A 22,206-nucleotide genomic window follows, 5' to 3' on the forward strand; every position below is an offset into this window, starting at 1 on the left:
CCTCGGCGAGCGTGATCGGCGCTTGACGTCATACGAAACGGGTGCTGGCCCGTCTTTCGACGAGCCAGCATCCGTCAGCGGTGTTCGAGTGGATCCACGCTGCTGGGTGGTGCGGCTATCCCGCCTGCGGAACTCCGCTGAGCCTCTCGAGCAGGTGCGGCGCGAACGGCTTGGTCGTGCTGAGTACGACCCGCACGTTCGCACCCTTACGGTCGACCGTGCCCTGGCGCTGACCGCGGAGGTCGCACACGGTCTGACCGCGCCCTGGGCCTTCGGTCGTGTCGACTGCGACGGGGACGGCCGGTGCAACCGCTGCCTCCATCCCGCCGACCGCGAGAGCGGCCGCCAGCGGGTCGTGCAGGGCGGAGCACCGGCGCCCATACTCATCGAGGTAGAAGTCGAAGTAGAAGTCCAGCATTTCGCCGAGGGCGCGCGCGAGCGGCACCTCCGAACCGAGCAGCTGAAGCCGGTCCTCCTCTTCCAGCGTGTTCGCCATCGTGGCATCCAGCGGCACGAGGGTGACCGGCCATCCGGCCTCGACCAGCAGCGCCGCCGCTTCGGGGTCGTTGCCGATGTTCGCCTCAGCCACGGCGGTGATGTTTCCGGGGACGAGGGCGGCGCCTCCCATCGCCGTGACGCGGGCCACCCTGCCGGGCAGCTCGGGGTCACGCTGCAGCGCGAGCCCGATGTTCGTCAAAGGTCCCACCGTAAGCACCTCGAGCTCGCCTTCGTACTGGCGTGACAACCGAATGAGCAGGTCGGCGGCATCTTCGTCGACCGGCCGCAAGGTGGCTGCGGGGATCGCGATCCCGCCGATGCCGTTGGCGCCGTGGACGTGCGGTGCGCCGCCGTCGAACGTGCCGCCGAGGGGGTCGTGCGCGCCGATCGCGACAGGGACGTCGTTTCGGTCGGCGAGGGCGAGCAGACGGAGTGTGTTGTCGGCCGCGGAAGCCGCGCTGACGTTGCCGCTGACCGTCCCAATGCCGACGATTTCGATCTCAGGGGAGGCCAGGAGGTAGGCGAGCGCGACCGAGTCGTCGATACCGGTGTCGCAGTCGAAATAGAGGGGTCGGGGCATAGTGATTCCTTTCAGTGGAGTGATGTCGGCGAGCGGTTCAGTCGCGTCGCGGGACGATGAGAAGGCTGGCGACCAGGGCGAGCACGGTGATGGCGACAGATATCCACAGGGCGGTTGAGTATCCAGCGGCCGGGCCTGCGGCCGCGAACGGGGCCACGGTCCCGATGCCGAGGCTCGCGCCAATCCCGAACGCGGCACCGTTGAGCCCCGGCAGGGCTGCCGGGGCCTCCGCCGGTGACTGCACGACACCCAGGCCGTTGATCGTCGTGAGGGTGAGCCCGTTGTACGTCACGCCAAGCAGGGCGATCATCGCGAAGACCGTCCACTGGTTATGCGGGAGCAGCGCGATCACGATCAGCGCGATGATGCTCAGCACCATCCCGACGCGCAGCACGGGGATCCACCCGCGACGGCCGGCCAGCCAGCCCGACAGCGGCGCGGCGACCACGCCGACGAGCGCGGCCGGTGCAAGGAAGAGGAGCGCGGAGGTCGCGGCATCGAGTCCGTACCCGTGCGCCTTGTCCTGGCTCAGCAGCACGACCGTGAAGTTGATGACGGCGAAAATCCCGGCAAGGGTCAGCACGGTCGTCGCCAGCACGGGCCACACCCGGCGGGAGCGCAGGTGCTCCACCGCGATCAGCGGAGTCGCGCGGCGCTTCTCCACGAACCAGAACACGAGCACGAAGATAACGCTCGCGACGAGGTAGACGAGCGTGACAGGCGCGAGCCAACCAGCGGAGGAGCCATTCGAGACGAAGTAGGTGATGCAGATGAGCGCGAGGGAGAGCGCGGCCGCTCCCCACCAGTCCATCCGACCCGCGGACACGGGGCGTTCGGCGCGCGGCACCACCAGCTGCACGCACACCAGCGCGACGAGCCCGACGAGGAAAATGACGACGAAGATCGCGCGGAAGCCGAACGAGTCAGCGAGTACGCCGCCGATGTAGCCATCGACACCGCCGACGCCGCCGTTCACAGCGGTGATGATGCCGAGCGTCGTGCCGAAGACCTTGGCGGTCATGGACTCGCTGAGGATGACGTAGGCCAGCTGGAACGCCGCGCTGGAGGCTCCCTGCAGCACTCGGCCGATGAGCAGCACTGTGAGGGAGGGGGCGAACAGGCAGATCAGGGTCCCGAGTGAGAGGACGCCGAGCACGAGCAGCAGTGCGCGCTTGCGCCGATGAAGTCGCTCCATCGCGCGAGTACGACGCCGCCGACGGCGCCGGCGAGGAAGAACAGCGAGGAGACCTGGGAGACGGCTCCGACATCGGCGTGCAGCGAGCGTGCGATGTCCGGCAGAGCGGGCGTAATCATGCTCGCGTTCAGCTGATATGAGAGCACGCCGAGGATAAGGGTTGCAACCAGTCCGACGGCGCGGGCGCCGTGCAGGGCAGGCGACGTGGCCGGCTGAGGACTGGCAACGACGGGGGGATTCATGACGGGGAGACTCCTTCGTCCGGATGACGCGTCGATTCACGCAGTCTGATGTTATACCTCTCTGGTACGACATGTGCTTTTCCGAATTATTCGTGGTTGAATAGATCGGCCGCAGCGCGGCTGCCGTGGAGAGAAGGAGGGGAACGATGACCGTCGCGGACGACTTCCTCACGAAGGCGCTCACGAGTTCCGTCGGCCAGCCGTTGCGTGTCGCCGTCTACTCGCGCATCGCGCAAGGCATCCGCGATCAGGTGTTCCCGCTCGGATCGGCACTTCCGCGCGAGACCGAACTCGGAGCGGCGCTCGGGGTGAGTCGTACGGTGGTGCGCGAGGCGCTGATGCTCCTCGAGGAAGACGGCCTCATCGTCACCAAGCGCGGCGTCGGCCGGTTCGTTGCCGAAGACATCCCCCGGGTCGGGCTTGAAGAACTGCGGCCGTTCGAGCGAGCGGTCGGCGACCAGGACGGACCGGTCGTCGTTCGGCCCATCGAATTCGTCCTGCAGCCGACGACGGAGTTCACTTCCACCCACCTGGCCCTGGACGGCGAGGCGAACACGTGGTTCCGGGAGAGCATCCTGGAACGCGCGGGCACGCCTGTCGCGATCGTGCAGGAGCACTTGCCCGCCGGACGATACCTCTCGGATGTTAGCCCAGCACTGTCGGCCACGCTGCAGGATGCCGCAGCCGACCCGGCGACACTGCTCGCCTCGCTCATCGAGCGGTGCGGGCCGATCTTCGGGTCGGGCGTCTGTCACATCACGACTGGGGTCGTTGGCGCCATACGCGGAAAAATGCTTGGACTCGCGCCCGGTGATCCGGTGCTCATCCTCACCCAGGTCGCCTCCGTCGACGGGTCGCCGGCCTATCTCGCCAAGTGCATCGTCTCCCCGCGCGCGGGACAGCTCTCCGTTGTGCAGACCTCCGTGAGCTGACCGCGCCGTCGGCCGATCCCGTTAGGAAAGCAAATGCCCTTAGATCTTGACCTCGTCGTCGTCGGCAGCGTGAACGCCGACCTCACCGCTGTAACCGAGCGCCTGCCCGCACCAGGCGAGACCGTTGGCGGCGGCCGACTGCGGCGCGACGCGGGCGGCAAGGGTGCGAACCAGGCCGCCGCCGCGGCGCGCCTGGGCGCGCGTGCGGATGGTGGGCGCCGTCGGCGCTGACGCGGACGGCGCCGCCATGCTTGTTGCGCTGCGCGACGCCGGCGTCGATGTCTCCGCCGTGGCCACCGTGGAAGAGCCCACCGGTACGGCGCTCATCGTGGTGGACGCCGACGGAGAGAACCAAATCGCGGTCTGCGAAGGAGCAAATGCGTTCGTGAGCGCGGACGGCGTGGAGTTCACCTCGACGGACGCTGTGCTTGCCCAACTGGAGATCCCCCTCGCCGCAATCGAGCGGCTCGCTGCGCGTGTCCAAGGCTATTTTGCCCTCAACGCTGCTCCCGCCCGAACACTGCCGCGCGCGGTGGTCGATCGCGCCGATCTCATTATCGTGAACGAATCGGAGTACGCCCTGCTTCCCCAGCTCGCCGACGCCCGCCTTGTCGCCGTCACGTACGGGGCGCAAGGGGCCGCTCTATTCGAGCGCGGCGTGCGGATCGCTTTTGCGCCCGCCGTTGTGACCGCACCGGTCAATACGGTCGGCGCCGGCGACGCGTTCTGCGCGGCTCTCGTGCTCGCACTGCGCTCCGGTCAGCAGCCAGAGCAGTCTCTCGCCACGGCGTGCGCGGTGGGCGCCGCGGCGGTCGCCGACCCGGCGTCACAGCCGAAGTTCGATGGGCTTGCGGCCTACACCGACTAGACCGGGCGCCGGCTCAGCGGGACAGGAGGGACGTTACACGGAGGCGATCCGGACGGATCCAGACGTCCGAGTATTCGATCGGCCGTCCGTCGGCCAGGTAGGTGACCTGCTCGAGGTACTGCACCGGGTCGCCCTCGTGGAGGTCGAGGGCGGCTGCGACCGCGGCGTCGGCTCGCTGGGCGCTGAATGTTCGGCGCGCCGACTGGATCTGCAGATGGTAGGCACCCTCCAAGGTCGCGAACAGGCGCTCGCGCGTGAAGTCGATCTTCTCGATCCCGTGTGCGCCGGTCGCGTGGACATAGTTATGCAGGAGGGCAATCGGGCCTTCCTGGGTCACGTGCCGGCGGAACAGCCGAAACACCACGCCGCCGGGAGAGACGTCCAGCAGCGCCGCGACCGGTGCGGGCGGTTCGACTAGGTCGCTCTCGAGCACTTCGGTGACGGTGACAATCCCCTGGGCTGCGTAGTCCTCGCTGAGCGTGGTGAGCTTCTGGGCGATGGCCGGTTCGATCATCGCCGAGGTCACGAAGGTCCCCTTTCCGCGCACCTGTCGCAGGAGGCCTTCGTGGATCAGCGTTTGGAGGGCGAACACGGCCCTGGTTGCGGACACGACACGGTTCAGCATGGCGATCACGTGGACTACCTGCACGATGGTCACCGGCACGCGCTGCACGGCGACCACTACGACGAGCACAAGGATTGACACCAGACCGTCGCAGCGCGCCTGAGAGTCCTTGAAGACTCCTCCCGTGATCTGGGCCCGTGGTGATCGCGCCGTAGTAGATGAAAGAGTTGCAGTCGCGTGTCCACGCCGCGGCGCGGTCGTCCACAACGGTGCCGTGCGGGGAGATGGCCCATGCTACCGTGAGCCGGGATCGCGCCGGTTTCTTATGCGTCGGCGGCTGGCACGCGCCGACCGTCCGGCGGGCGTCACAGTTCGTAAACCCGTCGCGCGTTCTCGGAGCCGATCATGCGAAGGACCCGGATACCGTCGGCTTCCGACCATTCGTCGGCCGACACCCAGTGGCCGATGGTCTCGGCCATCGAGCGGCGCCAGAGGATGGAGCCGATGAGGTGCAACTCGGGGAGGCCGAACGCGTCGGACGAGTAGAGCTGTTTGGCGAACGGCGCGAGTTCGAGCGACTCGGCGATCAGCTGGCGGCTCTGTGTTCCAACGTAGTTCACACCGAGACCGACGTCGAAATAGACGTTGTCGAACGCCTGCGCCAGATAACCGGCCTCGCGGTGGTAGGGGTAGCAGTGCAGCAGCATGATCGGCGTGGCCATGACGCTCCGCTGCCGCAGCAAGCCGAGCAGAAGCATCGGGTTCGTGCGGTGCAGGTCGAGGTCCCGGTCGCCGAAGCCGACGTGCACCTGAATGGGCAGACCCAGCTCGACGCCAGTGTGCACCACGAACGCCTCGAGCACGGGGTCGGCGAGTCGCGGTGAATGACGTTCGCCGTGTTTCCACCTATCGACGGCTCGGATCACACTCGAGTCGTCCGGGCGCTCCCAGTCGATGTCGAAGCCCGTGCGGTAAGCGACGATCGTCTTGAAACCCTTTGCCTCGATGCTCGCCTCCTGCAGGGCGGCGCGGAAGGCATCCGGAAAGTCGGCGGCGGTGATATCGCGGTCCAGCAGGCTCTCGGCCAGCAGCTCCAGGCGCACGATCTCGCTCGTCTCGCCCAGCGACTCCTCCATCATCTGAGTGGGGGTCGTGATCGGGCGCGAACTGAATCCCGTGTCCATCACCCAGTGGTCGACGCCCGCGGTGCGGAGCAGGCGTCGGTCGAGTTCGGCCGGGCTGAGTTCGCTCCGCGCGTGCCAGTACCGCTCGGCGGAGGCGTGGCGCTCGACTCCGAGCAACGGTCCGCACCAGCGTCGGAACGCGAATCCCGGCTGGGAGTCGAATTGCGTCATGAACGGCGGGATGGGGTCGGCCGAAGCCTCGTTGAAGGACTCCTCGAAGACGCCGCGATCGAGCGGATCGACGAAGCAGCCGTGCACGTGATGGTCGACGAGGCCCAGCGTTCGGGCCTCGTCCGCGAGACCGGCCGGAATATCGCCGAGCCCCTCGAGAATGTCGAACTCACCAGCCGGCATAGGGCCGCACCTCCTCGTCTGTCACCCGGCCGGCGATCGCGTCGGCGATAGCCCGGTCGAGGATATCGGTCGCCCGGTCGATCTCGTCGTCGGAGATGACGAGTGGGGGCGTTATCTCGAGCACGTTGCCGCCGACGTAGTAGACGACGGCGCCCAGCTGCCAGGCACGGTAGACCACCTTCTGCGCCAGAGCCGGATCGGGTCGGTTTTTCGCGCGATCGGCGACCAGCTCGACGCCGATGGCCAGGCCTCGACCCCGGACATCGCCGATGCGTTCGGCCGCGCGGCCGTTGTTTCGGCCCTCGCCTGCCGCGATCCGCGTCAGGCCGGCGCGGAATCGTTCGCCGGCCACGGCCGCGCGTGCCGCGAGATCGTCGGCGACGATCGTGCGCAAGACGGCACGCCCAGCGGCAGTGCTGATCGGGTTGCCGGCGGTCGTCAGCAGCGCGGAGGCCGCAGGGTGATCCAAGATTCGCGCCGGACCGACTGCGGCCGACAAGGGCAACCCGCCGCCGATCGCTTTGCCGAAGGTGACGATGTCAGGCTGGATGTCGTCATGCTGGTAGGCGTGGAGGGTGCCGGGTCGGGCGAGCCCCACCTTCACTTCGTCGCAGATCAGCGGAACACCATTCGCTCGGCAGAGCTCCTGCAAACGGCGCAGAAAGCCGTCGGGAGGAACGACGAGGCCGCCGTCGGAGAGGATCGGTTCGACGATGAGGCAGGCGACGGTGCCGCCCTCGAGCCACGAGCGCGCCGCCGCCAAGGAGGCTTCGGTGTCAGCGTCGATGCCGTTCTCGGTCGGACGGAACGGGTTAGGATAGGGCAAGAAGACCGCATCCGGATCCCGGTCGTGGCCGGCCTCGATCTGCTGGCCCGACACCCCCATCGCCAGGCCGATGCCACCGTGGTAACTGCGTTCGAACGCCAGAACTGTTCGGCGGCCGGAGACGTGGCGGCAGGCGCGAAGTGCCACATCGTTGGCGTCGGATCCGGCGTGGCCGAGATAGACCCGCCGTTCGCCCGCCCCGGGAACCAGGGCAAGCAGATCCTCAGCGAAGCCCACGGAGTCAGGATGAACGGCCGAGAGCCCGCCGGAACCGGGCGCGATGCGGACCGCGGCCGAGACAGCCTCGACGATCGCCGGATGCCCGTGCCCGAGCCCCGACGCCGTCCAGGTCGCCGAGAGGTCGATCAGTTCGCGCCCAGATGGCGTACGAAGGATGGCAGCGGAGCCTTCGACCACTTCGAGCGGGAAGAACCTGAGCTTCTCGACTCCGGCGATCACGCTCGCATCCCGATCGATGAGCCCCGTCATCGGGCGTCCGGTTCCAGGGCCGGCTCCTCGAATGGGTCGAGTTCCTTCCCCAGGGAGGGCAGCTCCAACTCGTGTGTCAGCGCGGCACCGACTCGGGAGGCGATCTTCGACGCTGCGATCGACAGTGCGAGTCCGAGTGCGCACCAGTACAGGCCGAGCAGTCCCGCTGAGGCGGGGTCGGCCGAGTCCTTCACGTTGAACCAGAGCACGACGACGATGACGATCGCGCCGACGGTCGGAAGCACGACGCCAAGCACACGCCCGGACCCGCCATGAACTGCCATGAACTTCTTGCGGGTCAGGAACACCACGGCGGCGACCTCCACCATGAGGTAGGCGATCATCAGGCACACGGCGCCGGCGACCGCGAACAGGAAGTACGCATCGATGGCCGGTGAGCCTGTGCCCATCACAGGCCAGCCCGTCGCCGAGCAGATGAGCAATGTCACGATCGTGAACGCGGTCACCAACCAGGTGGCCCGACGCGGCCCGTCGGTCTTCGGATGCAGTACCGACAGGAACGACGGCCCGAATCCGTCCCGCGTGAAGGCATAGATCATCCGGCCCGCGGTCGCCGCGGTGGCCAGGTGGCAGCCGAACGCAGCGCAGATGGAGGTGAAGATGATGATGAGCGAGAACCACGAGCCGATGTAGCCGTGACCGAGATCGCCGAGCGTGTTCCCCGAGGTGGCGAGCGCGTTGAGCCCCGCCTTGTCGGTTCCGAAGCCGATGGTCTGTGCGAACATCACGACGATGAAGAGCACGCCGGTGAGCACGAGCGTACCGCCGAGAGCACGCGGGATGTTCCGTTTCGGGTTGGACGTCTCCTCACCGAGCGAGGCGCACGCCTCGAAGCCAGCCCAGGAAAGGAAAGCCGCCACCACGCCCGAGAGCACCTGCTCCACGTTCACGCCGGCGAAGCTGAAGACAGAGAGGTCGAAACCCGTGGTCGGCGCGCCTCCCTTGGCGAAGATCACGATCACGAGCACGATCATCGCTACGATGCCGACGCCCTCGATGACCAGGAGCACCCTGGCGATCATGGCCACGTCGCGCCCGGCGAGCAGAAAGGATACGACGGCGCCGATGATGATGATGATCGGCCATGGGATCTGGAACGGGTGCGCCACCCCGGGCTGAAACCCGGCGAGGAAAGCGTTGACGAAGGCCGCGGTGAGCGCCAGAGTACCGGTCGAGAAGCCGACATAGGCCCCGAGCATCGCGAATCCGGAGAAGAACCCGGCGCGCGGGCCGATGGTGCCGCCGACGAGCGCGTATGCCGAACCGGCATGGTTGAGGTGCCGGGTGAGGCGCACGAAACCGTAACCGACGAGGGCGACTCCGATCAGGCCGATGACGAATACCAGCGGGATGGACTTGCCGACGATGCCGACCATTCCTTGACCGTTGCCGGACATCGCCAGGGTGGGGCCGACAGTGGCCAGAGAAAGGGCGAGCGCCGCCCAGAGCGGCAGTCGGCGCTTCCGAACGCGCTGGCCGGTGGGAGTGGGGTCTTCGATTGCCATTTGTTTCCTCCTTGTGCGGGTTCGGTGACGTGCGGGTGACGCGTGGTGCGGGTGTTGGTCGGTCCTGGTGCTGCGTATGCCGTCGCTGGACCGGATCAGCTCCACGCCAGGCGGAGGGCTTCGGTGATTCGGTCGGGCGCCTGCCCGGCAAAGACGGCGGATTCGTGACGCCTCACAGCGACGATGCCCTCGACGATGTCCACGCCGAAGAGGTCGCGGGCGAACCAGGAGGCGGCAAGGCGGTCGAGCATTCTTCCGTGGTCGGTGTCGAGGCGCATCGATTCGAAGCCGGGCGAGTCGGCCGGGTTGTCGGCGACTTCCGCCGGCAGGGGTAGCGCCCGCTCGACGCCGTGCAGGGCGGAGCCCAGGAAGGCCGCGGCTGCGAGATAGACGTTGGCGCTCGGGTCGACGACCTTGAGTTCGATGTTGGCGCCCTGTGGGTTTCCCGGCGTTCCGGCGAGCAGACGCAGCGCAGCTTCCCTGTTCTCCAAACCCCAGCACACCGCCGCGCCCGACCATGTTCCCGGCGTGAGTCGCAGCGCGGAAGCGATTGATCCGGCGTATACGCCGAGGAGTTCGGGAAGGGTGCTGAGAACTCCGGCGATAGCTGCGCCGCCATCTGCGGTCAGGCCGTGGTCGCCCGGACCGGCGGAGAAGAGATTGGCTCCGTCCCTCGTGAAGGACAGGTGCAGGTGCGCGCCGTTGCCCGACCCGCCGACCGCGGGCAGGGGAGAGAAGGAGACGCCGAAGCCGTGGCGGGCGGCGACGAGTCCGATCAGGACCCGTGTCAGGATGCTCGTGTCGGCCATCGCCACCGGCGGCAACGGCGCAAGCGAGACCTCGAACTGGTCCGCGCCGTACTCGGCGTGCACCTGCTCCGCCCCGACTCCGGCGGCCTCCAGCGTCTTGGTCAGATCGACCATGAATCCGCGCCTACTGATCACAGAGCGCATCCCGTAAGCCGCCCATCCCGGGGAGGCGAGCAGCGAACCGTCCGGATGGACGAGCGTGAACTCCAGTTCGGCACCCATCCGCGGGAGCAGGCCGAGCTGAGCGGCGCGGCGCTCGACGGTCTCGAGCGCCCCACGGGCGCAGAAGCTCGAGAGGGTGCCGTCCTGATTGTGATAGTTGGTCGGCCCCCATGCCAAGCCGTCGCCGATCGACCGCGTCTGACGCGGATCGAGCCGCAAGCGCAGGTCGCCGGTAACCCCGATTGCCGTGGTGAATGCGATGCCATTGTCGGCGCAGAAGACGTTCCACGACGGCGACGCGCCCATCCCGACCTCGCTGAAGCTGCGGAGCCGGCGCAAGGGAACACCCTTGCTGCGCGTGACCCCGGCGAAGTCGAGTGCTGTGCCTACCAGGAGTTCGACGCCTTCGTTCGTCAGGTCGCCCGCAAGCGTTTCAAGATCCAGCCGTTCGAGGGGTACATCATTCACTGCTCGGTGCCCTTTCGGTTGCGTGCGCCACATCGTTGTTGGACCATCATGCGACATAAATCTTTCAAAATCACCTACTTTCTTCATTCTGATACGGTTGTTTCAAACTTCGATCCTGCGGACGATACTCATGGAGGAAAAAATGTGTCGACTCTTCGCCTACGTCGCCCCCGATTCGTCGGCCGTCGATCGCGAACTGGGAGACGCCGGAATGGAGGGGTTCCTCTCTCTCGCCCGGTTGCACGGCGACGGTTGGGGCTGGGCCGGAGTGGACCATCCGGGAGCGACCCCCACCGTGCGCAAGTCGATGCGCTCGGCCGCCACTGATCCAGGGTTCCGTGACGCCCTCGCCCTCGACGGGCGCGCCGGTATGGTGCACCTGCGCTGGGCGACAATCGGCCTCGCCATTGACACACGAAATACTCATCCGTTCAGCGCCGACGGTGTCTCGTTCGAACACAACGGATCCCTGAAGCCCCTCGACGTCGTGCGAGGAATGCTGGCGCCGGAGACGTTGGCCGGGCTCACCGGCGACACTGACAGCGAGATGTATTTCGCGCTCATCCGGGAGCGGCTCGCGACCGGCGCCACTGTCGGCCAAGCCACCCTCGATGCGGCCAGGAGGCTGCGCAGCGCGTACCCGACCTGCAGCCTGAACGCCCTCCTCCTCGACGCTGAACAGCTCGTCGTAGTCCACGCCAGCGCCCGCAGCCGGCTCGACGAAGACGATCTCGACGAGATCCACCAGTTCGACCTGCCCAACGAGCACACCGAGGACTACTTCGCGCTGCGCTGGACCCGTAAAGCCGACGGCACCCTGCTGGTCGGATCCACCGGGGTTGCCGGAAGCGACTGGGACGCGTTGCCGGCGGAATCGGTCACAACGGTGCGCCTCGCGGACGGCGTTGCCACCTCGACGCGGCTTTTCGCGGACGACCGCGCGGGCGCCGAGCTTCTCCTTGTTGACTGACCGTGGAGGGGTGTCTGCTGGCAGACTTGCCGCATGGTGGAAAATCCGCAGACGGTTTCGGAGCGAGTTGCTGCGGCGCTGAGCTCATTAAGCCGGGCTGAGCGGCAGGTCGGCAGGGTGCTGCTTGCCGACTACCCGAGTGCAGGCCTGTCGACGACAGCGGAGCTGGCCCACCAGGCGAGTGTGAGCCCGCCCACAGTTCTGCGTTTCGCTCAGAGCCTCGGCTACTCCGGTTTCCCCGAGTTCCAGCGCGCTCTTCGAGAAGAGCTCACGCGCCAGTCCTCCGGCCCCCTAATCCGCCTCCCGGCGGTTGCGCACGAGGGAAGCGCCCGTGAGGTGATCGTGCGCGACGGCAAGGCGCAGGCCGAGCGTGCACTCGAATCGCTGGCACGAATCCCGGAGGCCTCATACGAGGCGGCCATCGACCTGCTAACCAACACGTCGAAACGGATCCTCCTGGTGGGCGGTCGGTTCTCCAACCTTGTTGCCTCTCACCTCGGCCTGCACCTCGAGCACATGCGCGCCGGCGTCCGGATGCTGGCCGACCCGAGCGGTCGCGATCTCGGCACGGTGATCGACCTCTCCCACCGCGATGTGCTCGTGCTGTTCGACTTCCACCGCTACCAGCGCAGCGCCCTTGAGCTGGCTGTCATGGCAAAGCGCCGCGGAGCGACCATCCTTCTTGTCACTGACAGCTTGGACTGCCCCGTGGCACCCCGCGCTGACGTCGTGCTCGACGTGACCAGCGCGACCGACCACGCGTTCCAGAGCGACATTGCGGCCTTCATGCTGAGCGAGCAGCTTCTGAACGTGGTCCTCGAACGCCTGGGCGAGCCCGCCTTCACGCGCGTCGCGCTCTGGGACCGCCTGCGCGATCAGGAAATGCTGCAGTAGCGCCTGCCGCACAGTCCCACACTGCGGGTCGGTCAGTCTTCGCTGACGACCCGGAAGGTCGCGACCAGCGGGTCGGCCGCACCGCGCACATAGCCGCCCGGGGTCGCGGCGATCTGCTGCAGGAAAGCGATCAGCTCGGCGCTGACGACCTCGCCCGGCAACGCGTTCGGGATGCCCGGCGGGTATGCCGCGAGCGAGTCGGCGGACACGCGCCCCACTGCCTGTGCGGCAGGGACGACCTCCGTCGGACCGAGGAAGGCGTCCCGTGGCCGCATTCTCGACAGTCCGGGCTGGGGAAGCGCAATGCGCAACGCCTCCCCACGGCTCGCCAGCTCTCCATCGGGACGCAGCGAGTCCAGTGCCGCCACGAATCTGGCGACATCCGGCTCCTGCCCGGGTCCTACGAAGGCAACGATGCACGCGTCCGTCGAGATCTCGGTATAAATGCCTGCTGTGCGCATGAGCTCTTCACGAACGGCATGACCATGAAGTCCGTTGCTGCGAACGTCGATCGAGACGCGCAGAGGATCGTCGGAGACGATGTCGTCGAAGCGGTCGAAGTAATCGCTCACGATCCGGAATCGTCCACCCGCTCGAAGCGTGCTGCGCAAGTCGTGTGCCCGTGCGATCGAGTTCGCGATCCGATCGTGCCCCGACTCCAGCGAAGCACGCGCGAGGTCGAGGGAGGCCAGCAGCACTGAACTCGCGCTCGTCGACTGGGTGAGCCCGAACGCGCGCTCGACCAAGGGTTCGAGAGCATCGGCGAACGGGCCTTCTGCGAGGTGCAGCATCGCAGACTGCGTCAGGCTGCCGCCCATTTTGTGCGTGCTCGAAATCACCAGATCCGCACCGAGCGCGAGAGGGTTTGCCGGTAGTCCGGGGTGGAACCCGAAATGCGCCCCCCATGCCGCATCCACCACCAGTGGGATTCCGGCCGAGTGGGCTTCCTCGGCAAGGGCGGCGACGTCGGCCACCGCGCCGAAGTAACTCGGCGTGATGACGTAGACCGCTTTCACCGGGCCGCCCGAATGGAGCATCGTCGCAAGGGACGCGCGGGAGACACCGTGCGCGATGCCGAATCGTTCGTCGATCGCGGGCGCCAGGAAACGAGCTCGCAAGCCGCCGAGCACGATCCCGTCGACAAAGCTCGAGTGTGCACTGCGCTGGGCCACCACAGCATCGCTGGGCTCCCGGAAGGTCGCCAGGGCGAGCGCGGCGATCCGATTAGCTTGGGACGCCCCGTTGGTGAGGAACCACGTGCGTCGCGCACCCCACGCCCGAGCCGCCTCATCATGAGCGAGCTGCAGCGGGTTGTGCCGGCCCTTGTCCACACCATCCAGCAGCGGCGGGATGTCTCGCCGCAGCAGCTCCTCACCGTAGAAGTCGGCCAGAAGAGGCACCGCCCCCGGATCCGCCCCGTGTCCGGGCACATTCAAGCGCTGCAGATCTCGAGCGGCGTACCGGCGCACGGCGTCGGCGTAGGGCGTAGTAACGGTCATGCCCCCATTCTCAGAGCGCTGAACCTACTATGGGAATATTGAGAAACCTGCACTCCTCAATACAGAATATGGGGGCCCGATGCTCGACCTGCGCCAACTCGCCGCGCTGCGCGCCGTGTCCGTCGATGGATCGATCGCCCGCGCCGCCGTGACGCTCGGCTGGAGCCAGCCGACGGTGGCCCATCACCTGCGACGGCTCGAGAAACTGCTCGGCGCACCGGCCGTGGTCAGCACGGCCAGCGGCACCCGAATCACGCCACTCGGCGCCAACCTCCTTTCGCACGCCGAGGCCATCCTGGAACGCGCCGACCGCGCTGTCGCGCAGGCCCAGGAGTTCCTCGAAAGCCAGCGCACCACCATCACGCTCGGCGTCTTCCCCTCCGCGGGCGCGCGACTTCTCCCGGACGTGGTGCGCGAGGTGAGGCGAGCCGGTTTCGACGTGACGGTGCGCGAGGCTGAAGTCGAATCCCTCCTGAGCGACGCCGAGGCGATGCGTCTGGACGCGGCAATCATCTACTCGCACCCGAAACACATGCCTCACACCCGTCCTGGGATGCGACGCCACCGCCTCTTCACCGAACGGCTTTCGCTCATCGTTGCCAACGACCACCCGCTCGCGGGCAGCGCCGCTGTCGGCCTCGACGCCTTCCGGGACGATGACTGGATCCTCGGAATGAGCATCCATGACCCGGTCGAGGCGGCCCTGCTCGCCGCCGCCGAAGCAAAAGGATTCACCCCCCGGGCCGCTGTTCGCAGCGACGACTACGCCGTCGTCGCAGGGTACGTCGCCGCCGGCTTCGGCGTCGCCCTCGTCCCCGAGCTAGCCCTTCCGTTGCACGCCGACACAGTGAAGTTCGTCGGCCTGACAGACACCGACCTCGTGAGAGAGATCGCCCTGCTCACCTCCACAACCCTCGACGCGCGCGCCCGGGCGGCCATCCTCGGAGCCCTAACTTCGCTCGAATGAACCTGCGCTTCGTCAGATATGCGCGTCGCCCAAATTTGGCGACCGGTCTCGACCAGACCCCATTTGGAACCCGATTTTCAGACCACGCGACGCCTCCTGCTCGCCGCAGGGCTCTCTCGGAAGAGGCAGCCGAACCACTCATCGACCAAACCGCACGTATCAAGTCGCGCCACGTCGACGTCGACACCTGCCGGCAAGAAAGGCCAGGCGGAGGTCGAGTCCGAGTCGGTCGCGTATGTCCTAACCAGTCCCACGAAGCGACACCGGCACTCCAGTATTGATAACAGCAACTTCGCCGCCCTGGAGCGTGAACGCCAGCATCCGGCCTCCTGCCCCACATACCAGGCGGAACCTGGTCGCCCGGGCACACGGGAGCGACTGATCGCGCACACGACGCTCGCGCCGAACACGAGCGCGCCCGGCAGGGCCAGTCGCTGCGCCTCCCCGCCCGACAGCGCCCGCACCGGATGACCGAGTGCCTACGTCCTGTCTCCCGATGGCGACGGTACTCGTGTCCGCACACCGACTGGTCTCATGAGGCTGATGAGCGGCCCAATTCAGAAGACGATGAACGCCGAAGTCGCTCAGCTCACCCAACTGAAGGCCGTCCTCGAGGGCGGATCTCAACCGGGATAGGCCTACGCCTCCAGACGGACTTCGCGGCGTACCTCGCGGCCAAGTGTCCGATCAGCCGGCGGGTTCGGTCGCGGGAGCGTCTGCCGCCGCGGGTCCGACGCGCACACAGCAGCCGCCATCCAGCGGCTCCAGCCAGGTTTCGCGCGGATCGCTCGCGCCAGCACTGAGCGCTGCCACGTACGCCGCGTTGGCCGAACAGATCACGTCGGTGTGGCGGCTCGACAGCCGATGGAACGGGCAATTGGCGAGCACGAACCCGCCCGCATCGTCGTCGACCGGCTCGTAGCCGAGGTCGCCGAGCGTGTCCGCGAGCGGCCGGGTCGCGTCGCTACGGCCCGCGCCGCGCTCGCCTGCCACCCACAGCAGACACTCCCGCACGGGCCGTCCTGTGCGGTCGGAGATCTCGACGGCGCTCGCGAGGAGCTCGCCGGCAAGGTCGTAGCGGCGCGGAGGCACGGCGGCAGTGAACTCGTCGTGCGCGAGTCTGTAGAACTTCGCCGGGCGGCCCGACCCCGGCCCACGCTTGTCTCCGCGGTGGCGGAACTCGGGCGCCAACACACCGGAGTCCACCAGTCTGGAGGCGATCAGGCCGGCTTCGTGGACGCGGGAGGTGAACGCCCAGGAGGTGTATTGACCGGATTCAACCGGTCGTTGCAACACCGGCTTGTTGGAGCAACAGTAGCTGCTCGTTGAAGGCCTCGGCGGGAGTCTTCCACCCCGAGTGTCTTCCGGGGTCGGGTGTTCAGAGCGAACGCGACGGCCTCGAGCTCCTCGGCGGACCAGCGAGCGAGGTCGGTGCCCTTCGGGAAATACTGTCGCAGCAGCCCGTTGGTGTTCTCGTTCGTGCCGCGCTGCCAGGGCGATTGCGGGTCCGCGAAGAACACCGGGATCCCGGTCTCGACACGGAACTGCGCGTGAGCGGACATCTCCTTGCCCCGATCCCAGGTCACCGAGCGGGCCAGCTGCTCCGGCAGCGTCGACATGGTATTCGCGAGGGCGTTCTTCATCGTGGTCGCGCCATAGCCGGCCAGCGCGGGCCCGTTCTTCGGGGTCTGCTTGTGCCGGTAACCGTCCTCGCGTGGCAGATGGACCAGCAGCGTGTAACGAGTCGTGCGCTCGACGACGGTGCCGACCGCGGAGCGTTCCAGCCCGATCAGCAAGTCGCCTTCCCAATGCCCGGGAACGGCGCGATCCTCAACCTCGGCAGGCCGCTCGCTGATCAGCGTCTCCGGAGTGACGTGCGCCCACGATTTGCGTCGCGAACGCTCCCGCGGAGCCCGCAGGGCTCGCCCGGTGCGCAGACACCACACCAGCTCGCGCTTCAGAGCGCCGCGATCCTCGATATAGAGCGACTGGTAGATCGCCTCATGGCTGATGCGCATGGACTCATCATCCGGGAAATCCACGCGAATCCGGTTCGCGATCTGCTCCGGACTCCACGCCCACGACCACGGCCGATCCTTCCGATGCGGCTTGTTCCGGCCCGTGAACTTCGGCGCCTGAGGACCAGCCACGACGACACCGTCGGGCATCACGATCCGCCCGGACAAGCGATCCTCGACATAGGCCCGCAATCGGGGATACGCGACGAGCTTGGCAACTTTCGGCCGTTTCGCGGCAATGTCCGACTTCCACTGCGCGACCGACGCCCGGTAGTCCCGTTTGCTGCCCCGAGTCGCCGCGTTGCGCCGCAACTCGCGAGAGATCGTCCCCGGATCACGCCCGAGACGGCGAGCGATCTCACGAACACCCCAGTCTTGCGCGTTGAGGATCGCGATCTCCTCACGCTCCGCGAATGACAGATACCTGCCGGAAGGTGGCTTGCTCAGATCGAACGGCGGCATGCCGCCAGCGTTGTGGAACCAACGGCCGCCGACCGGCTGCGACACCCCAACCCGAGCAGCCGCCTCTTCCGGCAACAACCCCTTCGCGATCTCAACCCAGAACCGATGCTGCACCTCTCGCGGGATCGGCGGCGTCCCCGGAGACCGCAGCCTCGGCCGCACTGCTCGATCTGCCTGCTGCTGCCGTCGAACCACCCGAACACCTCCCGATCGAGGTGTTGCGACGACCAATTGAATCCGCCTTGGGAACCGTGGTCGGAATGCATGATCGCCCCACGGACCCCGAACCGCCTCCACCGAGCCATCTGCAGAGCGTCGACGACGAGGTCCGCGGTCATCCGGGAGCCGATCGACCACCCGATCGCCAACCGTGAATAGGCGTCCAGGACGACGGCGCAGTAGACCTTTCCCTCAGCCGTGTGGTGCTCGGTGATATCGCCTAGCCAGAGCCGGTTCGGGCCCGGAACATGGAAGTTGCGGTTGACCTTGTCTTCGCTGGTGGCCGGGTTGGTGCGGAACCGGAACTTGCGTTTGACGGCGCCGGCCCAGCCGCGCTCCCGCATGATCCGCTCCACCCGCTTCCGGCCGATCGCAAAGCCGTGGCCCATCCGCAGCTCGGCGTGCATCCGCGGCGACCCGTAGGTGTGGAAGAACGCTCCCTTCTCCGACCGGAGCCGGGCGATCACGGCAGCGATCTCCTCATCCCGCGCTTTGCGGGCGCTGATGCGGTGCTTCGCCCAGCTGTAGTAGCCGGAGCGGGAGACCCCCAATAACCGGCTGACCGTCGCGACTTTGAACCGGTGAGGGTCCTCAGCCGTCAGCTGCTCGATCAGTCGGAAAGATGTTTTGGGAGCACGTTCTCCTTCGCGAAATACGCCGCCGCACGCTTCAGGATCTCGTTCTCCGTCTCCAGCCGACGCACCTCTCTGCGCAACCGGACCAGCTCCGCCTGCTCGTCCGCGTCCAGGACCGGGACCACGCCGGCGGCTTTCTCCGCCTCGGCTTTGGCGAAGTCGTCCTCCGCCACCCACCGATACAACGCCGAGTTCGAGATCCCGAGCTCACGGGCGACCTGCGACAACGGGCGGTCGCTGATCCGGACTAACTCGATCGCACGAACACGGAACTCCCGAGGGAAACGTCTAGCCATAAAGACCAACCTCCCGAACCAATAAGGCCGATGCTAAGTGACCGAAGAAACGGGGGAACACCAAAAAGACGAAGGGAGGAGAAAGAGAAAGGAAAGAGAGAAGAGCGAATAGAAGAGCGAATGCACGCAGGCACTTTCTGTGGAATGGGAGTATCCTGGGCGCCATGCGCGGGGGTGTGGCGCGGTGGAAACGAGGGGTTGCCTCACATGGGGTGAGGCAAGCGATCGCGTACGCGTTCGGCGGTGTCTGCGATTCCCACCTGACTGCGACGACCGCGCAAGGGGTGCTCGCTGCGTCGGATTACGCGGGTGCGGTGATGACCCGGTACATCGTGGAGAACGGGTCCATCCGTGATGATCTGCTCACCCGGAAGCAGTTGCGCACCTGGGTCGATGGCGGCGACCCACTCACCGGTATGCATCGCGGGTTCGAGATGTCCTCCCCGAACGCGGATCTGGTGTTGGACGCGACAATCAACGCGCCGAAGTCGTTCAGCATCGCGGCGATGCTGGACCCGGAGTTGAACGCGGCTTACGAGGACCTCCAGGACCGACTGCGGGACCGGATCATCCACCTCTGGCAGGAAGAACTCAACGCGCGGCGCGGGAAGGGCGGCTGCATCCGAGAAGACCTCGCTCGAGTCGAGGTGGTCGAGCTCAAGCATGAACGCTCCCGCTCGCTGGACCCGCACAAGCACCGGCACCTGTGGTTGAACGTGAAAGTCCAAGGCATCGACGGGAAATGGTCCAACGTGGACACCCGGGTTGCGTTGCGGTTCCAAAACGTCATCAACGCCGAAGGCGACCTCGCCGCCCGCACCGACCCCGCATGGATCACCGCTCTGGCAGCGAAAGGGTTCAGTCTCAATGAGGACGGTGAAATCACCCAGCTGCAGCACCTGGTACGTCCCCTGTCGAAGCGGTCCGCGCAGATCGAAGCCAACAAGATTGCCCGCACCGCATGGTGGAAGCAACAGCACCCCGGACAGGAGCCTTCCCACGACGTGCTGAATCAGATCGACCGGTGGGCGTGGGCAGCCAACCGGCCGAACAAGCCCGGGCACCTCGACGAAGACAACTGGGCCGAGCTAATTCGGCAAGAGCTGAGTTCGGTGGACCCGACGATCAGACAAACCCCCTCCCCCGTTCGCCTTGCTGCGGTCTCGATCGACGACCTGGACCTGGAGCTTCTCGCGGCCAGAGCAATCGTTGACGCGGATGCACGTTCAACAGGCACGGGCGGCCGATTCAGCGACCTGGACATCCGGGCCGGCGCCATCCGCGCGATCGCGGCCTCGGGGGTTCTGGCCGAGCGCACTGAACTTGCCGCAACTGTTGACGCGGTCTCAGAGGCTGCTGCTCGCACTTACACGGTGACGTTGCTGAACGATCCTGACACGCCGAAGCACGTCAAGCATCGGATGGCCACCGCAACCGTTGTTCTGAAGACCACTCTTGCGAACCGGATCGACGCGATGGCAGCACCCGGAGATGCCGTCTCGACCCGCGAGATCACGGCGATCGCTCACGCGCTCGACCCCGAGCGCGTCCTCGATGGCGACCAGGCAGATGGTGCTGCCGCCCTCGCCGGAACAGCCTCGATCGTCTCCATCACCGGGGCCGCGGGAACGGGTAAGACCACCATGCTCAAGGTCGCCGGAGCCGCGCTTCGCCGGCACGGACACAACATGATCATCGTCGCTCCGACCAAGAAGGCCTCTACCGTCGCCGGCCGAGAAACCAACAGCGCCGCCTCCTCCCTCCACCAGCTCCTCCACGACTACGGATGGCGTTGGACAACGAGCGCCTCTGGCAACACGGAGTGGACGCGACTGCTCCCCGGAGCTATCGACCCCACGACCGGAGCGGAGTATCGCGGCCCTCGAATCGCGATCCGACCAGGTGACCGGATCGTGGTCGATGAGGCCGGCATGCTCGACCTCGAAGCCGCAAACGCGCTTCTGGACGTCATCGAACGCACACGAGCAACTATCGCGGTGGTCGGCGACGACTACCAAGCCCTCCCTGTCGGACATTCCGGTGCCATGGCCCTGTTCCGATCCGCAGCCTTCGGCCGGATCGAACTCACAAATATCCATCGGTTCCGTGATCCCGATTGGGCCGACCTCACGCTGCGACTCCGCGACGCCGACGGCGCCGAAGAAGGACAGCGGATCGCAGGGGAGCTAATAGAAAAAGGGCATGTCACGTCCGTCACCACGGAGGTCGACGCCCGGCAGACGATGGTCGACGGATGGTTCGACGCGAGCGGACACGGGCAGACGATCGCCCTGGTGACCGCCACCCATGCCGAAGCGCAACAGATCAACGAAAGCATCCAAACTCAGCGCATCGCGTCCGGCGACCTCACCACCGACCGTCAGGTACTCGGTCAGGCCGATCAGCCGTGCTTTGTGGGCGACGTCGTTCAGACTCGACGCAACGACAACACGTCCGGGGTGGAGAACCGCCAGACCTGGATTATCAAGGCCATCACCAAAGACCACGTGCTTCTAACAAGTCTCACCGACTCGTCCCACCTCAGGAAGATCACCCACGAGTACGCCGGATCCCACCTGCACCTCGGATACGCCGGCACCGTCTACGGAGTCCAAGGGGAAACCACCGAACGATCCATCGTCGGCCCCGGCGTCGACGCAGCCGGCCTCTACGTCGGTCTCACCCGCGGCAGAGGAAGAAACGAAGCCGTCGTCATCGCGGGAACCGCACGGGCCGCGATCGCCGAACTAGGCGACACCATGCAGCGCCATCCGCGAGAAGAGACGCTCGAGAAGTCTCGGATCGCCTCCCGTCGCGAGCTCGCACGAGCATCCCGCACCGACCCGACACGAGCGTCGACCGCGAGCGAAGCTCCGTCGCCTTCCCTGCGCCTCTGACTTGGACGGTGGATTAGGCCGTCCTCAGCCCTGAGGCCACGACCGCAAGACCGGGTCGACTCGCGCCCGCCAAGGTTGCGTCGACAGCGTGGTACCAGAGGATCGCCACGCCCAGGGCGTCGGCCTGTTGCTGCGCCACCGGTCGAACTCCCCCTCGCACGAAGATCAACGCCTGCCGGCCATCGGAGGTCGCTAGCCTCGCAGCATTCTCCACCGCATCGATATCCAGGTTCCCCCGTCCGTTATCGACCCAGGCGAGGTACCGGGAACTGTAGAGGTCGCAGAGCTGCCGGGCAGGATCTTGCGCGGCGACAGTGTCCACTGCGCCCAGATAGATCATCCATTCGCGGCACAACTCGACCGCTTCATCAGCAGAGACACCAAACGGCCTTGGCGCCGGAGGCTCACGTTCCACCCCACCAGTCTGCCCGACGCCACGGTCACCCGGACTGAGGCAACAGCCGCCGTGTCAATACATCGAAGCCTTCGCTGAAGGCTGGCGCAATACACCACCTGAAGCGGGTCGAAACGCAAGGAAATGGATGGCGCTCGGGAGCCGGCAGACCCCGCTAGCTGTACTGACCTCGACCGTTGTTGATTCGGTCGATGGGGGCGTGGCCTGCGATGCCGAGGTGGGCTCTGTCTAGGTTG

At 66.6% G+C, this 22,206-nt stretch carries 15 protein-coding genes and 4 pseudogenes; 6 read left to right on the plus strand and 13 right to left on the minus strand.

Annotated features, from left to right (window positions below; all coding sequences use genetic code 11):
* Nucleotides 1-115: 115 nt before the first annotated feature.
* Both AC1ROW_RS20470 and AC1ROW_RS20475 read right to left on the minus strand, forming a co-directional pair.
* Entirely contained in the window at nt 116-1,078 is a 963-nt protein-coding gene (locus AC1ROW_RS20470; protein WP_493021319.1) for a nucleoside hydrolase, read from the minus strand.
* Between the two features lie 37 nt (nt 1,079-1,115).
* Nucleotides 1,116-2,515: pseudogene (locus AC1ROW_RS20475) on the minus strand (MFS transporter).
* Between the two features lie 146 nt (nt 2,516-2,661).
* On the opposite strand from AC1ROW_RS20475, the gene AC1ROW_RS20480 reads away from it, so the two are divergent.
* Both AC1ROW_RS20480 and AC1ROW_RS20485 read left to right on the plus strand, forming a co-directional pair.
* Nucleotides 2,662-3,447, plus strand: a complete 786-nt coding sequence (locus tag AC1ROW_RS20480) for a GntR family transcriptional regulator (RefSeq protein WP_493021321.1) — start codon at nt 2,662-2,664, stop codon at nt 3,445-3,447.
* 33 nt (nt 3,448-3,480) lie between these two features.
* Nucleotides 3,481-4,315, plus strand: a pseudogene (locus tag AC1ROW_RS20485) (PfkB family carbohydrate kinase).
* A 13-nt stretch (nt 4,316-4,328) separates the two neighbouring features.
* On the opposite strand, the gene AC1ROW_RS20490 reads toward AC1ROW_RS20485, so the two are convergent.
* The 5 genes from AC1ROW_RS20490 to AC1ROW_RS20510 all read right to left on the minus strand — a co-directional run bounded on the left by AC1ROW_RS20490 (nt 4,329) and on the right by AC1ROW_RS20510 (nt 10,785).
* Complete coding sequence (locus AC1ROW_RS20490) at nt 4,329-5,021, minus strand: GntR family transcriptional regulator (RefSeq protein ID WP_493021323.1); 693 nt, start codon at nt 5,019-5,021, stop codon at nt 4,329-4,331.
* A 224-nt stretch (nt 5,022-5,245) separates the two neighbouring features.
* Entirely contained in the window at nt 5,246-6,418 is a 1,173-nt protein-coding gene (locus tag AC1ROW_RS20495; protein WP_493021325.1) for an amidohydrolase family protein, read from the minus strand.
* Nucleotides 6,405-7,733 carry an aspartate aminotransferase family protein gene (locus AC1ROW_RS20500; RefSeq protein ID WP_493021327.1) on the minus strand — a complete coding sequence of 443 codons (1,329 nt, stop codon included), beginning with the start codon at nt 7,731-7,733 and terminating at the stop codon, nt 6,405-6,407. Before AC1ROW_RS20500 ends, AC1ROW_RS20495 begins: the two co-directional genes overlap by 14 nt.
* Nucleotides 7,730-9,259 carry an APC family permease gene (locus AC1ROW_RS20505; RefSeq protein ID WP_493021329.1) on the minus strand — a complete coding sequence of 510 codons (1,530 nt, stop codon included), beginning with the start codon at nt 9,257-9,259 and terminating at the stop codon, nt 7,730-7,732. Before AC1ROW_RS20505 ends, AC1ROW_RS20500 begins: the two co-directional genes overlap by 4 nt.
* Nucleotides 9,260-9,354: 95 nt before the next feature.
* Complete coding sequence (locus tag AC1ROW_RS20510; protein WP_493021331.1) at nt 9,355-10,785, minus strand: type I glutamate--ammonia ligase; 1,431 nt, start codon at nt 10,783-10,785, stop codon at nt 9,355-9,357.
* 43 nt (nt 10,786-10,828) lie between these two features.
* Here AC1ROW_RS20510 and AC1ROW_RS20515 point away from each other — a divergent pair, with 43 nt between their 5' ends.
* Together AC1ROW_RS20515 and AC1ROW_RS20520 are read left to right on the plus strand one after the other, a co-directional pair.
* Nucleotides 10,829-11,668: a class II glutamine amidotransferase gene (locus AC1ROW_RS20515; protein WP_493021333.1), complete on the plus strand. Its 840-nt coding sequence runs from the start codon at nt 10,829-10,831 to the stop codon at nt 11,666-11,668.
* Between the two features lie 33 nt (nt 11,669-11,701).
* Nucleotides 11,702-12,562: a MurR/RpiR family transcriptional regulator gene (locus AC1ROW_RS20520; protein ID WP_493021335.1), complete on the plus strand. Its 861-nt coding sequence runs from the start codon at nt 11,702-11,704 to the stop codon at nt 12,560-12,562.
* 32 nt (nt 12,563-12,594) lie between these two features.
* Here the strand turns inward: AC1ROW_RS20520 and AC1ROW_RS20525 are convergent, their stop codons facing one another.
* A complete protein-coding gene (locus AC1ROW_RS20525; RefSeq protein ID WP_493021337.1) occupies nt 12,595-14,061 on the minus strand; it encodes an aminotransferase class I/II-fold pyridoxal phosphate-dependent enzyme in 1,467 nt (488 codons plus the stop codon).
* Between the two features lie 79 nt (nt 14,062-14,140).
* On the opposite strand from AC1ROW_RS20525, the gene AC1ROW_RS20530 reads away from it, so the two are divergent.
* Nucleotides 14,141-15,028, plus strand: coding sequence for a LysR family transcriptional regulator (locus tag AC1ROW_RS20530; RefSeq protein ID WP_493021339.1), 888 nt, complete (start codon nt 14,141-14,143; stop codon nt 15,026-15,028).
* Between the two features lie 687 nt (nt 15,029-15,715).
* Here the strand turns inward: AC1ROW_RS20530 and AC1ROW_RS20535 are convergent.
* From AC1ROW_RS20535 to AC1ROW_RS20550, 4 genes and pseudogenes are all read right to left on the minus strand, one after another.
* A complete protein-coding gene (locus AC1ROW_RS20535; protein WP_493021341.1) occupies nt 15,716-16,321 on the minus strand; it encodes a helix-turn-helix domain-containing protein in 606 nt (201 codons plus the stop codon).
* Nucleotides 16,305-17,703: pseudogene (locus tag AC1ROW_RS20540) on the minus strand (IS30 family transposase). Before AC1ROW_RS20540 ends, AC1ROW_RS20535 begins: the two are co-directional and overlap by 17 nt.
* Nucleotides 17,704-17,762: 59 nt before the next feature.
* A pseudogene (locus AC1ROW_RS20545) lies at nt 17,763-18,341 on the minus strand (IS3 family transposase); the annotation flags it as partial.
* The gene (locus tag AC1ROW_RS20550) at nt 18,338-18,658 is read right to left on the minus strand and encodes a transposase (protein WP_369961272.1); all 321 of its coding nucleotides are present in this window, start codon (nt 18,656-18,658) and stop codon (nt 18,338-18,340) included. The gene AC1ROW_RS20550 and the pseudogene AC1ROW_RS20545, both read right to left, overlap by 4 nt.
* A 212-nt stretch (nt 18,659-18,870) precedes the next feature.
* On the opposite strand from AC1ROW_RS20550, the gene AC1ROW_RS20555 reads away from it, so the two are divergent.
* A complete protein-coding gene (locus tag AC1ROW_RS20555; protein WP_493021343.1) occupies nt 18,871-21,555 on the plus strand; it encodes an AAA family ATPase in 2,685 nt (894 codons plus the stop codon).
* Nucleotides 21,556-21,568: 13 nt separating this feature from the next.
* On the opposite strand, the gene AC1ROW_RS20560 is transcribed toward AC1ROW_RS20555, so the two are convergent.
* Nucleotides 21,569-21,970, minus strand: coding sequence for a hypothetical protein (locus AC1ROW_RS20560; RefSeq protein WP_431348515.1), 402 nt, complete (start codon nt 21,968-21,970; stop codon nt 21,569-21,571).
* Nucleotides 21,971-22,206 lie beyond the last annotated feature (236 nt).

This window comes from Leifsonia sp. GW821-FHT13C09 (genome assembly GCF_058806435.1).